Origin of the sequence: Proteus columbae, from assembly GCF_002777965.1 — a bacterium.
GTDB classification, from domain to species: Bacteria; Pseudomonadota; Gammaproteobacteria; order Enterobacterales; family Enterobacteriaceae; genus Proteus; species Proteus columbae.
Genome location: NZ_NGVR01000021.1, coordinates 70,869 through 84,160 on the forward strand (window position 1 = coordinate 70,869; position 13,292 = coordinate 84,160).

Annotated in this window: 9 protein-coding genes; 6 read left to right on the plus strand and 3 right to left on the minus strand. The window is 37.6% G+C overall.

All coding sequences use genetic code 11. The features are described 5' to 3' along the window. Positions 1-754: 754 nt before the first annotated feature. The 6 genes from CBE70_RS09780 to CBE70_RS09805 all read left to right on the plus strand — a co-directional run bounded on the left by CBE70_RS09780 (position 755) and on the right by CBE70_RS09805 (position 7,348). On the plus strand, positions 755-1,948 hold the full coding sequence (locus tag CBE70_RS09780; protein ID WP_232797386.1) for a porin: 1,194 nt from the start codon (positions 755-757) through the stop codon (positions 1,946-1,948). Positions 1,949-2,034: 86 nt separating this feature from the next. After that, positions 2,035-3,990, plus strand: a complete 1,956-nt coding sequence (locus CBE70_RS09785) for a bifunctional 2',3'-cyclic-nucleotide 2'-phosphodiesterase/3'-nucleotidase (protein ID WP_100159203.1) — start codon at positions 2,035-2,037, stop codon at positions 3,988-3,990. 86 nt (positions 3,991-4,076) lie between these two features. Continuing rightward, complete coding sequence (locus CBE70_RS09790; RefSeq protein WP_100159204.1) at positions 4,077-4,853, plus strand: ribonuclease T2 family protein; 777 nt, start codon at positions 4,077-4,079, stop codon at positions 4,851-4,853. Positions 4,854-4,872: 19 nt separating this feature from the next. After that, positions 4,873-6,495, plus strand: a complete 1,623-nt coding sequence (locus CBE70_RS09795) for a bifunctional metallophosphatase/5'-nucleotidase (protein ID WP_100159205.1) — start codon at positions 4,873-4,875, stop codon at positions 6,493-6,495. A 321-nt stretch (positions 6,496-6,816) separates the two neighbouring features. After that, entirely contained in the window at positions 6,817-7,047 is a 231-nt protein-coding gene (locus CBE70_RS09800) for a ParD-like family protein (protein WP_004245167.1), read from the plus strand. After that, positions 7,022-7,348: a type II toxin-antitoxin system RelE/ParE family toxin gene (locus CBE70_RS09805; RefSeq protein WP_100159206.1), complete on the plus strand. Its 327-nt coding sequence runs from the start codon at positions 7,022-7,024 to the stop codon at positions 7,346-7,348. The genes CBE70_RS09800 and CBE70_RS09805 overlap by 26 nt, the downstream gene beginning before the upstream one ends. Positions 7,349-7,491: 143 nt before the next feature. Here the strand turns inward: CBE70_RS09805 and CBE70_RS09810 are convergent, their stop codons facing one another. From CBE70_RS09810 to sbcD, 3 genes are all read right to left on the minus strand, one after another. Continuing rightward, positions 7,492-8,091, minus strand: a complete 600-nt coding sequence (locus tag CBE70_RS09810) for a nitroreductase family protein (protein WP_100159207.1) — start codon at positions 8,089-8,091, stop codon at positions 7,492-7,494. 131 nt (positions 8,092-8,222) lie between these two features. Beyond that, on the minus strand, positions 8,223-11,951 hold the full coding sequence (locus CBE70_RS09815; protein ID WP_100159208.1) for an AAA family ATPase: 3,729 nt from the start codon (positions 11,949-11,951) through the stop codon (positions 8,223-8,225). Continuing rightward, positions 11,951-13,180 carry an exonuclease subunit SbcD gene (sbcD, locus tag CBE70_RS09820; RefSeq protein ID WP_100159209.1) on the minus strand — a complete coding sequence of 410 codons (1,230 nt, stop codon included), beginning with the start codon at positions 13,178-13,180 and terminating at the stop codon, positions 11,951-11,953. Before sbcD ends, CBE70_RS09815 begins: the two co-directional genes overlap by 1 nt. Positions 13,181-13,292: the final 112 nt, after the last annotated feature.

Genomic DNA, 13,292 nt, shown 5'->3' on the forward strand with positions numbered 1-13,292 from the left:
TGCTTCTCTTTTTAATATTTACAGATAATTATTCTTTTTATGATGGAGTGTTACTCGTTACCACCAGTTAAATTGTATTTAAATTCGACTTTGCCTTTATTTAAATAAGAAATAAATATAAAGATAAAAAATTATTAATTAGGAATAAAAATATTTAAATCTTTAGTGTTATTTATTTAGTGGTTAAAATTAATACTTCCTTTTAAATATATTAAATAGGGGGATAAATTTTTTATTAGCAAAAAAAAGAGTCTTATAAAGAAATGAAATATAAAAGAAAAATCCAAAAATGCTATTTTTAAAAAGTTGATTAAGTTCAAAAAACACGTATCTTTACCTTTAATTGTGATACCTATCACTTGGGTATGTAACCATGAAAATGCACATTGGTGTAATTGTGGGCTACATCACGAAAGTAGGGCTTTTTTTTGAGTAACATGCCATCGAAAACTCAATGATTGATTTCTTTTCCTGACAGAAATAAAAGCAATACCCTTATTTAAATATAATGAGGATATTATTTTTGTGTCTTATTGGTGATTACGTCTGTGTCAAGGAAATTAAAACCTTTAAGAAGATTTTGTAGAGTCATAATTAGTAGCTATAAAAATTATCAATTGTGAGAGCGATTTTCTTTTTCGAAATTCGTGGCAGAGATCTTTTGTCTGAATCTCAGGTCAACTATATACGGCGGTATTATTTTTGACCTTAAAGAAAATCATAAAACTATAGAAAATAGATGGGTATTTTAATCATGAAAAGCTTGAAGCCTCTAGCAGCACTGGTTGGTTTGTTGGTTCTTTCTGGATCAGCAAACGCGGTAAACGTGTATAACGATAAAGGTACACGTTTTGATGTAAATGGTCAGTTCCGTTTAAAAACACAAGTGACCAGCCAAAATCATGAAATGAAAATGAATGATGATGGTAGCCGTATCGGTTTCTTCGGTTCACACGAACTGACTAACGATATCAAAGTATTTGGTAAATTAGAGTGGGGTTCAGACACTCAAAAAACTAACAGTGAAAACCCTAAATCAAACTTTGAAATGTACAACCGTGTGGGTTATGTCGGCTTCTCTCACCGTGATTATGGTCAAATCCAGTTTGGTCGTACTTATATCCCAATCGACTGGGTAAAAAAATCAAGCTACGGCTATGGTAACACGGGTGTATTCTACTTTAGCGATGTATTAGGTCGTTCAGTGGGTTATTCTGGCGGTGAAACTAGCGTTAATGGTAAATATGTAAACTATAACGGTGTTGGTAAAAACAACTTTATGACCCGTTTACCACAAACCATTTTCTTAGAAACTAACCGTTATGAAGGCTTTAAATTAGCGGGTACTGTAACTGGTAAATCTGGTGAAGATGGTCGTCGTGTTGCAGGTGATATCACTCGTGCTTACTCATTAGTCGGTTTTTATAAATCAACTTTCGGTTTAGAGTTTGACGCAGGTTACTCAGCGGCTAAAGGTGAAGCAAATAATTCAGGTCCAAATAAAGACAAAACACCTGAAAACAGTATCTTAGCTTTTGGTGCGGAATACTTCTTCCCAGGACGTGAATTCTCTATCGGTTTAGACTATGGTCAATCTCGTGCTAAAAACCCAGGTTTAGCACTGTATTCAAACCAAGCTCCACGTGGCTGGAACTCAGTGAAAGGCGACTGGAAAGCAGATTTATATGGTGTTGGTGTAAAATGGCACTGGGATCGTATTGAAAGTGGTATGTATGCGGGTTACTACCTGCGTGATGGCGATGCCAATACATTCAACTACAAAAAAGAAACCTATACTATGGGTGTAGATAAACGTTTTGCGGTATCTAAATACAACAACTTACGTTTATTCGCAGAAGTTGCATATGATGATGCACGTAGCGAAAACCCAAAATATGAAGATAAAAAACAATATATCTTCGAAACTGGTATGCGTCTGTACTTCTAGTCCTGACAAAAGCATTACCGTTTGATAGAAGTAACCAAAGGAGAGCGATTTCGCTCTCCTGTTAACCAATATATAAGGGGTGTGTAATGGTTAAGAATGTGTTGAAAATTTCAACATTAGCAATGTTTGTCGCATTCAACGTGAATGCTGCGACAGTCGATCTTCGTATTATGGAGACGTCTGATGTTCACAGTAACTTAATCGACTTTGACTACTTCAAAGACAAACCAACAGAACAGTTTGGTTATGTCCGTACTGCTAATTTAATTAAAGCAGCAAAAGCTGAAGCAACCAATGCGATTTTAGTTGATAACGGCGACTTGATCCAAGGTAGCCCACTGGCTGACTATCAAGCAGCTAAAGGCTTAGAAAAAGGCGAATCTCATCCAGCTCACCAGCTGATGAACACCATGGGCTACACAGTAGGTAACTTTGGTAACCATGAATTTAACTATGGTTTAGATTACCTGAAAAAAGCCATTGCTGGTGCTAAATTCCCTTACATCAACGCCAACGTGATGGATGCGAAAACAGGCAAAAACTATTTCACACCTTATATCATTGTTGATACACCAGTAAAAGATCGTGATGGTAAAGAACACACTATCAAGATTGGTTATATCGGCTTCGTACCACCACAGATTTTAATCTGGGATAAAGCCAATCTGGATGGTAAGGTCGTTGTAAACGATATTACAGAAACAGCGAGAAAATTCGTCCCTCAAATGAAAAAAGAGGGTGCTGATCTGATTGTGGCTATTCCTCACTCTGGTTTCGCGTCAGAGCCGTACAAAGCAATGGCTGAAAACTCTGTTTATTATTTAAGCGAAGTTGAAGGTATCAATGCAATCATGTTTGGTCACGCTCATGGCGTATTCCCAAGCAAAGAATTTGAAGGCATTAAAGGTGTAGATACAGCGAAAGGTACTGTAAACGGTGTTCCTGCTGTTATGCCTGGTCAATGGGGTGATCACTTAGGTGTCGTTGATATGGTTATCAATAACGACAGCGGTAAATGGGTGATGACTGAAGCAACCGGTGAAGCACGTCCTATCTTTGATAAAGCAAACAAAAAAGCATTAGTTGAACGTGATGCTGAATTAGCGCAAATCATTGAAAAAGCACACCAAGGTACCCGTGATTTCGTGGGTAAACACATTGGTAAAGCGTCTGCCAATATGTACAGCTTCTTAGCTTTAGTACAAAGTGATCCAACTGTACAAATCGTTAATGATGCGCAAGTTGATTACACCAAACACTTTATTCAAGGTGATCCGAACTTAGACGGTTTACCAGTATTAGGTGCTGCTGCGCCATTTAAAGCGGGTGGTCGTAAAAATGCACCAGCAGACTTCGTAGAAGTTGAAAAAGGTGACTTAACATTCCGTAACGCTGCAGACTTATACCTGTATCCAAACACATTAGTGGTTGTTAAAGCGACCGGTGCTGATGTTGTTGAGTGGTTAGAATGTTCAGCAGGTATGTGGAACCAAGTTGATCCTAATTCCACTAAACCACAAGAACTGATCAACTGGGATGGTTTCCGTACTTATAACTTCGACACCATTAGTGGTGTGAACTATAAAGTTGACTTAACTCAACCTGCTAAATATGACGTTGATTGCCAAGTCGTTAATAAAGATGCGAATCGTATCAAAGAAGTGACTTATGAAGGCAAGCCAATTGATCCTAAAGCAACATTCCTGATCGCAACCAATAACTACCGTGGATACGGCGGTAAGTTTGCTGGTACTGGTGAAGCAAATATTGCGTTCGCATCTCCAGATGAAAACCGTGCAATCTTAGCTTCTTACATTGCTAAACAAACGAAAGAAAAAGGCGAAGTTGCAACTAAAGCCGCTAACAACTGGTCATTCTTACCTATTAAGACTGACAAAGCGTTAGATGTACGTTTTGAAACGTCGCCAAGTGAAAAAGCGGCTGCATTTATTAAAGATTTCTCTCAATATCCAATGACCTTTGTGGAAAATGATGAAATCGGTTTTGCAATTTACAAAATTGATTTAACAGAGAAGAAATAAGCCATTAAAGCCTGTCCATTCTGGGCAGGCTTCTCTTACCTTTTTGAACCAAAAGAGTAAAACTTATTGCTCTTTAAGGGGATTTTATGCGCTTTATGAAGCTATTACCTGCTGCTTTTGCTTTAGTGTTAGCAGGATGTGCAACGCAAGCACCTGAAATTACAGAACCATTAAAACCTCAAGCTAAATTAGTTGAAGGCGTATCTTGTATTTTACCTGATGCACCAACAGCACCTTACGACTACATTGCTTCTAATGATCGCTATGGTCAAAACAGCACGGCATCAACAGATTACTTTAAGTTAGCGATTAACTACTCACCGGCTTTTTGTGATTATAAAAGTAATAATATTAAGCGTTTAAATAACGACAATGAAAAAGATCGTGCAAAACGTGAGTATGATAAATTTGAAATCCAATGCTTCTCAGATAATAAATTTGGTTGGATTGTTCATGGGCTGTGGGCTGAAACTTGTGATGGTAAATCATGGGAAGAGTGCCGCGATTGGAAAGACATACGCAAGCATCCTCGTTTATGTAAAGGTGATTTAGCACCTTTAGAATACTCTGCTATCAAACCATATCTGTGTGATTCTCCGGGTATCGACTTACTACAAGGTGAGTGGGAAAAACATGGTGTGTGTGCGTTTGATACACCAGATGCATTCTTTGGTAAACAAAAAGAGTTGTATGAAGCGTTAGTATTACCAGAAGGCCGTCCTTCAAACAGTGCATTGATTAAGTTCTTAAAAGAACACAATCCATCATTGAAGGATAAGGAAATTCAAATTAATCGAGATGAATTCTATATCTGTTATAGCAAAGATTTCGAAGTCATTGATTGTCCGAAACGTGAATTTTGATCTTAGGGATAAATTTTAAATGAACCATAAATATAAACTCGTTGCACTGGCAGTAAGCTCAGTCTTATTAGCTGGTTGTGCAAAGAACTACGACGAAGCTAATGTTGTTGATGTGCGTGTTATCGCAATGAACGACTTCCATGGTGCACTAAAAGCGCCAGGTCCTAACAAACCTGGTGGCATTGAGCACATGGCAACATTAATCAAAGAAATGAAGAAAGATAACCCGAACAACATCGTTGTTGCTGCGGGTGATATGGTGGGTGCAAGCCCTCTGTTATCTTCAATGTTCCATGATGAACCTTCTATCGAAGCATTATCATTAGCTGGTTTAGAAGCAACATCGGTGGGTAACCACGAATTTGATAAAGGTATGGGCGAGTTACTGCGTAAGCAAAACGGTGGCTGTCACCCAGTTACGGGTTGCCAAGGTCCAACTGAATTTAAAGGGGCTGATTTCCAATACTTATCAGCAAACGTAACTGTTAATGAAACAGGCAAAACGTTATTCCCTGAATATGTTATCAAAGAATTTAACGGTATTCCTGTTGCCTTTATTGGTGTCACTTTAGAAGGTACAGCTGCAATCGTAACTCCTAAAGGAACCGAAGGTTTAAGCTTCCATAACGAAGCGAAAACAATCAACGCATTAGTGCCTCAGTTAAAAGCGCAAGGTGTTCAAGCGATTGGTGTGTTAATCCACGAAGGTGCTGCACAGCGTCGTGACGGTGGTCCTGTGAATATCAACGCATGTAATGGTATTACGGGTAAAGTTCTGGGTGTTGTTGAGCAATTAGATCCAGCGATTGATTTCGTTGTAACAGGTCACACTCACCAAGCTTACAACTGTACAATTAACGGACGTTCAGTGACATCAGCGCAATCTAACGGTGCAATGTTAACGCGTATCGACCTGAAATTAGACAAAACAACAAAAGATGTTGTTGATGTTGAAGCACGTAATATTTGGGTTGATAACCGCAAATATGAAAAAGATCCAGCTGTTACCAAACTGTTAGAAGCTTACGAAAAAATCGCAACCCCATTAGCTAACCGTATCATTGGTAAGTTAGAAGGTAATTTAACGAAGCAAACTAACGACGCGGGTGAATCTGCACTGGGTCAAGTGATTGCTGATGCGCATTTATACACTGCAAAACCAAAAGATGCGGGTGGCGCACAAATCGCATTTATGAACAGCGGTGGTATTCGTGCTGATATGACGGGTGGTGACGTTTCTTATAACGCAATCTACACGGTACAGCCATTCTCTAACGTACTGTTAACTCAAACGTTAACAGGTGAGCAAATCAAACGTCTGTTAGAACAACAATGGGATCGCTCACGTCCACAAGTGTTAGCGATTTCAGGTAACTTCCAGTACACATGGGATAGCAAAGCCTCTAATGGTAACCGTGTTATCGTTGAATCAATGAAAATTGACGGTAAACCAGTCGATATGAAAGCGAACTACCGTGTTGTGGCTAACGAATACTTAGCAACAGGTGGTAGTAACTTCTCTGTACTGAAAGAAGGTAAAGATCCAGTTTACAGCGTGCCAGATGTTGATGCAGTCGTGAAATACTTTGCTGAGCAGTCTCCAATTGCTCAACCAAAAGCGAATAACATCACACGTAAATAACGTATTTTCATACGCCTTGTGAAAATCGCACCTCTTACGAGAGGTGCGTAAATAAATAAAGAGAGCAAAGTGTTGAACACAAAGGGTCCATCCCTACCTTTGTATTCATTACGCACTTTGCTCTTTTTTTATGTTTTTTATTCGCAAATGTGGGGAATAAACATAAGAGTCAACGCCTTTACAAGGAATAATTTGTGGTGTATTGTGTATTTTTGCGACAAAAGATTGCATTTTGTCGTTATTATAAAGATCTAAACTTATAACATTTTAATGTTATCAAGTTCTAAAGTTATAACTGCCGTGAGGCTTGGAGTGTAAGTAATGGCTATTTCCGTAAGATTAGATGAAGACTTTGTGTCTGATGCTAAAATTCATGCGGAAGCGAAAAGCAGAAGTGTTCCTAAACAAATCGAACACTGGGCTAAAATAGGGCGTATAGCTGAAGATAACCCTGATCTGCCATATAGCTTTATCGAAGAATTGTTACTGGCACAGGCGGAAGTCGAAAACAAAAAGGTTTCTCGATATGTCCGAACCACAAAAAGAGATTGATGTTTATCAGTCAGCTCGATTTGAAAAGGCAATGAAAAAATTGCCTGTATCAGATGTGAAGATCATTGAAGATGAAATTGATCAAATAATCGATAATCCATTGATTGGTGAGCAGAAAAAAGGCGATCTTGCTTATCTTAGAGTACACAAATTTAGGCTTAATGAGTTGATTGTTTTATTAGGTTATTCATGGGTAGCCAACAAAGTTGAACTGTATCTACTGCATATAGGTTCCCATGAAAATTTCTATGATGCTCAGAAAAAACAGCGAAAGACCGATCTGAAACTGATTAAATCATAAAAGAGTGGTGGCATAAGGCCATCACTCTTGTTTTGTGGGCATATAAATAAAAAAAGCCCACAGTGGCTGTGGGCAAGGATGAAAGTAAAGAAAAGAGGGTATTACTTATTGCTAGGGTCTTTGTCAGATGTCTGTTCTAACACTTATTTGAAGATTTTAAAGCGTGCATCATCTTCCATATAATTCTTCTCACCAGCCTCTTGTTCAATCGAACCAAAGACCATTTGAGCTCTTAATTTCCATGTTTTTGGCAGATCCCAAGTTGCATGAACTTCGTCATCAATAATTGGGTTGTAGTGTTGTAATGAAGCACCTACGTTCTCTGCTGCTAATGCAGTCCAAACAGAGAGTTGCGCCATACCACTTGCTTGTTCTGACCATACAGGGAAGTTATCCGCATACAGTGGAAATTGCTCTTGAAGACCTTTTACGATATCTGTGTCTTCAAAATACAGAATTGAGCCTGCACCTGCGGCGAAGCTATCAATTTTGGCTTCAGTTGCACTAAATGCTTCTGCGGGTACTAATTTTTTCAGTGTATTTTTAACGATATCCCACAGTTTTTGATGTTGTTCACCAAACAGAATAACAACGCGAGATGTTTGTGAGTTAAATGCTGTTGGGCTTTCTTTAACCGCTTCTTTGATAACCTCAGTGACTCTGTCTTCGCTAATTGGAAGTTGATTACCTAAATGATAAATTGTTCTACGTTTTTTCATTAAATCAGTAAATGCGTTAGACATGACTGTCTCCTTGATAAATTTAAGCGCTTAAAGCGTGTCTTAGCTTGAGCTAATCTATGGACATACTATAGGTCTTAGTAGTGATTTATTGATATATAAAAAATTTAATCAGCTACGTCAAAATATTCGACCTAGTGTTTAACTACCTGATTTAGATTCTGTTTATTTACATATCTAAACTCAGGAGCAAGCTGGCTAATACCTAATCCTCCGGCTTTCTTCACTTTAATTTGTACAGGAATGCGCTCTTTCATGGCTTCTACGTGACTAATTACGCCAATAATTTTACCGGATGCATTAAGGCTATCGAGAGCATCTAATGCAATATCTAAGGTATCAGGATCTAATGTGCCAAAGCCTTCATCTAGAAATAGTGATTCGATTTGAGTTTTGTTACTGACCAAATCTGAAAGCGCTAAGGCGAGCGATAAACTGACCAAGAAACTTTCGCCACCAGAGAGCGTGCGAGTATCTCGCAGTGCATCTGCTTGCCACGTATCTGCAATTTGTAGTTCAAGGCTTGCTGGCGTTTTGCGTTGCAAGAAATAACGTCCATGAAGCTTTTCTAAACGACGGTTAGCCAAATAAATTAGATGATCAAGCGTTAAGCCTTGGGCAAAACGGCTGAACTTATCTCCTGATGCAGATCCGACCAATTCGTTTAAGTAGCTCCAATCATCAAAGTGAGATTGCTGTTTCGTTATTCTGTCGAGTAGGGCTTGTTGTTCTTTACGTTTTTCTTCATCAGTGCGCAGTTGCTCTTGAATACGGAACTTGGTTTCTTGTAGATGAGCCAACTGTGTTTCTAGTGCCAATATATGTGTGGTGATTTGTTCAATATTTTGCTCAGTCGATAACAAAGGTGGTTGTAACAAGTGCTGTTGATATGCCTTTTCTTGAGTGTCTAAGCGTGTTTTTTCTTGCAATAATCTATCAAGTCTTTGTTTTTGCTGTTCTTGTAAACGGTTTCTTTCCTCAACTGATAACAGAGAGGCTAAAAATGTATTTTCGTCAGTAAACGGACTGTTTTTTAACGCATGTTGATATTGTTCAATAATGTCTTGTAAACGCGTTTGTAACCGTTGTAGCGATTTTTCATTTTCCTGATATTGACCAATAAGCTGATTTAAACGGATTTCGAGTCGGTTTTTTTCTTCGCTATATTGCTCAATTTGTTTTTGTAATAACTGACTCTGCTTATCTAATTCATTACGCGCATCTTCAGTGGTCTGTGTCCCGAAGAAAGCTTGGCGTTGTGCTTTTAGCTGTTCTTGTTGCTGATGTAGTTGTTGTAAATGGATTAAAGCGGTATCAAGTTCTTTTTGATTTTCAGATAAATAGCGTTTTCTCTCTTCCTGCGTTAATAACAATTCGCGGATTATTTGTTGTAATTCGTGATGTGTTTTTAAGGTTGATTGATATTGTTGGCTCTCTTTTTTACGTGCAATAAGCCATTGAATTTTATCCTCAAATTCCTCTAATTCATAACCTTGCTGTTTAACAAGAGATTGAAGATCTTGCGCTAACTGAGTTTGTTGTTGAAGATATTGCTCTGTTTGTTGTTGTTTATTGAAAACTTCTTTCTGTTGCTGAGTAAATTCATTTTGTTGATGAAGAATAGCTTGCTGTTGTTGATTAAATTGCTCTTTATTATCAGATAACAGCTTGTACTTTTGCTGAATTTGGGCTTCTAATAGTTGATAGCTAATCCGTTTTTGTGTCAGTAAATTATCTTCTTTCTCAAGTTCTGAATCTAATTGAGTTAAAGCAGTTTCTTCGCAGTCCACATCCGGTAATGCATAAGTTTGAGCTAAAGCTCGCCATTGTTGTTTTAATGACACAATATCCTGTGTTAGTTGCTCAAGATCGTTACTTAATTTTTCGTTTTGAGCTTGATAGTTAGCATATTGTGTTTTTTGTTCTACTAGTTCTATTGTTAATGTATGAACTTGCTGCGTTAAAATATCTAATCGTGTTTTGGTTTCGTCGGGTTTAATTTCTTTATATTTTTCAACATAAGGATGTTCAGTTGAACCACAAACAGGACATGGGGTGTCTTTAACTAAATGTTGTCTCTCTTCTTCGTATTCTGCTAATTTTCGTATTAAAGTATAATTGTCATTTAAATCATTAAGATGTTGCTCTTTTTCTTTTAAAATGATGCTGTTTTTACTGATGTTTTCAGTCAGTACGGCTATTTTTTGCAGGTTTTCTGAATGGCTTTTTTGCTGCTGATGTTCAGCTTTTATATTGCGTTGCAATTGAGCCTGTAATCCCATTAGTTTAGCGAGTGCATTCCTTTGCTGTGAAATTTGTTGCGAACGATAAGGGATATCCGCTATAGCATCAGCTTTATTTTGTTGCTCAAGTTGTGTTTGTAATTCACTTAATTGTTGTTGCTGTAAGTTAAGATTGTGCTGTTGTTCTTCTAGTGTTTTAGTCGCTTTTTCTAATTCGAGTTTAAGTAAGCACTCTTTTTCTTGTTCTGCTTTTTCACTTTTCTGACTAATTAGATATTTCTCTGTAACTTCATCATATTGCTCAAAATAGCGTTGCCATAACGGTAAGTTTTCAGCAAGTTGAGCATGAGCTGTATGCTGATTTAAATATTCATTTAATTCATTAAATTGCTTTTGTGATCCAACTAATTTGGCTTCTGTTAACTGTATTTTTTCCAGATATTCTGATTGTGTTTTTTCTAACGTATTTTTTTGCTGTGTTTTTACTGAAATATCTTGTTGTAGCAAGATTAACTGATTATCTAATGGTGCTACTTTTTCACGTATAAGCTGCAATATTTGCTGTTTTTTCTCATCGTGTTGTTTAAATGTGTCACGAGCCTCGATTAAATGCTGATTAATAGGTTGGCTCTGTTGTTCAATAAGTTGCTTTTCTGCTTTTAGTGTTGAGAGTTGTGACTCAATATAGGTTTGTTCTTTTAATAGACGATCCTTTTCATCATAAATCGGACGGATTTTTTCTGCTGGTTCGCTATTTTCAAGTCGCTGAATATCGGGTTTGGCAGCAACTAATGCTTCTTGTGCTAAGTTAACCTCAGTTTGTGCTAATACTTTGTTTTTATTGAGCTCAATTTCTTTTTCTTGCCACTGTTTTGCTGCTTGATATTCCTGTTTTTCTTTTTGTAATAGGCTCTCTTTGGCAAAAAGATCGGTTTGTTCAGTTAATAAAGCTTGTCGAGCATTTTCATCTAATAACGCCATCATTTCGGCTTGCTGTTTTAGTGTTTTTAATGCTTGTTCTTCTTCACGCCAATGTTTAAATATGGATTGGGAGATATGGCGATAAATATCTGTACCAGTGAGTTCTTCGAGTAATTCAGCGCGAGATTTATCATCTGCATTTAAAAAAGCCGCAAATTGTCCTTGAGAAAGCAACATAGATTTAGTGAAACGATCAAAATCAAGACCAGTAATATTAATGATCATCTCTTTCACTTGGCTTATCTTGCTTGCTAATATTTTGTCTTCGCCTCCAGTTGTATTTATTTTAACAAGTTCAGCCTGTGGTGCTTGAAGGTTGCCATCTTCTTTATAATTAGCTCGGCGTTGTTCCCAGAATGCTCGATAAGCTACACCTTTGACTTCAAATTCAACTTCGCTCAAACACTCTGCGGTATGACGCGTCATTAATTCATTTTGTGATTGCGTGACTTTATCTAATCGTGGAGTTCTATGATAAAGCGCTAAACTAATCGCATCTAACAGGGTGGTTTTTCCTGCACCCGTGGGGCCTGTAATTGCAAATAACCCATTGCTGATAAAAGGCTCTTGGTTAAAGTTAATCTTCCACTCACCTTTTAAGGAGTTAATATTTTTAAATCGCAGACTTAAGATTTTCATTATGCTTCGTTATCCTCTTTCTCTGCCATTTCAACTGCTTGTTTAAACAATGTTGTTAAACGAGTTTTAGTTTCTTGTGAATCAAACTCATTCTGTTCTAAGCGTCTTTCAAAAACATCATAAACGGTCAATTCAGTCAGTGTTTCGTTCTCATTTTGAGTGAACGCTTGGCGTTGTTTTCTGGCTCTTCTTAATAAGATCACATCAAAAAGTGGATCGTTAGTTAGCTCTTGAATACGGGTTTGTATATCACTGAGATAATCTTGTGTTGAAACTTCGATATCCAACCAAATAGCGGTATCTATTTGACCGTATTGTTTTTTTAAATCCTCAAGTTGTATCGCTATCTCTTTTAATGAACCACTGATAGTGCGTAGTAACTGAAACTCAGGAATAGGTAATAGTGTGAAGTTAGTTAATTTCTCTTGCTCAAAATCGATAAGGCAGACACTTTTCTGTTGTCCGCTCTCATCAAAACTTAAAGGGATAGGGGAGCCACTATAACGAATATGACCAGACTTATTTACTACTTGGGGACGATGAATATGGCCAAGCGCAATATAGTCAAAATCAGGAAAAAGGTTTGCCGAAAAGGCTTCTAAGGTACCGATGTAAATTTCACGGACGGAATCTGTCACACTCGCACCAATTGTGGTGAGGTGACCCGTTGCAATAATAGGGATCTTGGCATTTAGTTGCTTTCGTAAATCGAGAGCTACTTGATATTGAGCTTGATAATATTCAGCAATCGCGTCTTTTAATGCGATTTGTTTTTCAGCTCCTGATTGCCCACTCTTACTGCTGATCATGTCTCTAGGACGTAGATAAGGGATCGCACAAAGTAATGCTCCCGGAGTGTTGTCTTTTTGAGGAAGAATTAGCGGGGCTTGTGGTGTTTCAGCATGAACATTAGCAATAACTGTTGTATTTAAACACGCCAATAGTGATTTTGATTCATTTAGTGTCGCCACAGAGTCGTGATTACCACCTAGAATAACGAGCTGACATTGTGTGTCTCTGATTGCGACAACAAAGCGGTTATAAAGCTCTCTGGCATAACTTGGCGGTGAGCCTGTATCAAAAATATCACCGGCAACAATCAAGGCATCAACTTGATAATTTTTGATTTGTGCTAACAACCAATCAAGAAACTGTTGATGTTCTTTAGCTCGAGTCTTAGTAAAAAAATATTGCCCTAAATGCCAGTCTGATGTGTGAATAATCCGCATTGCTATTCCTCTTTTTTATCTGACGAAGAGTATAGCGCACCTTACTTTTTTAGTGAAAACTCAAGAATAAGCCCTCTTTTTGAGTGATATTTCACCAAAAAATGATTTATTT

What these genes read in the sequence shown, in the direction of transcription:
- CBE70_RS09780 (WP_232797386.1), top strand. Translation starts at nt 755, where the DNA reads ATGAAAAGCTTGAAGCCTCTAGCAGCACTGGTTGGTTTGTTGGTTCTT.
- CBE70_RS09785 (WP_100159203.1), top strand. Translation starts at nt 2,035, where the DNA reads ATGGTTAAGAATGTGTTGAAAATTTCAACATTAGCAATGTTTGTCGCA.
- CBE70_RS09790 (WP_100159204.1), top strand. Translation starts at nt 4,077, where the DNA reads ATGCGCTTTATGAAGCTATTACCTGCTGCTTTTGCTTTAGTGTTAGCA.
- CBE70_RS09795 (WP_100159205.1), top strand. Translation starts at nt 4,873, where the DNA reads ATGAACCATAAATATAAACTCGTTGCACTGGCAGTAAGCTCAGTCTTA.
- CBE70_RS09800 (WP_004245167.1), top strand. Translation starts at nt 6,817, where the DNA reads ATGGCTATTTCCGTAAGATTAGATGAAGACTTTGTGTCTGATGCTAAA.
- CBE70_RS09805 (WP_100159206.1), top strand. Translation starts at nt 7,022, where the DNA reads ATGTCCGAACCACAAAAAGAGATTGATGTTTATCAGTCAGCTCGATTT.
- CBE70_RS09810 (WP_100159207.1), bottom strand. Translation starts at nt 8,091, where the DNA reads ATGTCTAACGCATTTACTGATTTAATGAAAAAACGTAGAACAATTTAT.
- CBE70_RS09815 (WP_100159208.1), bottom strand. Translation starts at nt 11,951, where the DNA reads ATGAAAATCTTAAGTCTGCGATTTAAAAATATTAACTCCTTAAAAGGT.
- sbcD (WP_100159209.1), bottom strand. Translation starts at nt 13,180, where the DNA reads ATGCGGATTATTCACACATCAGACTGGCATTTAGGGCAATATTTTTTT.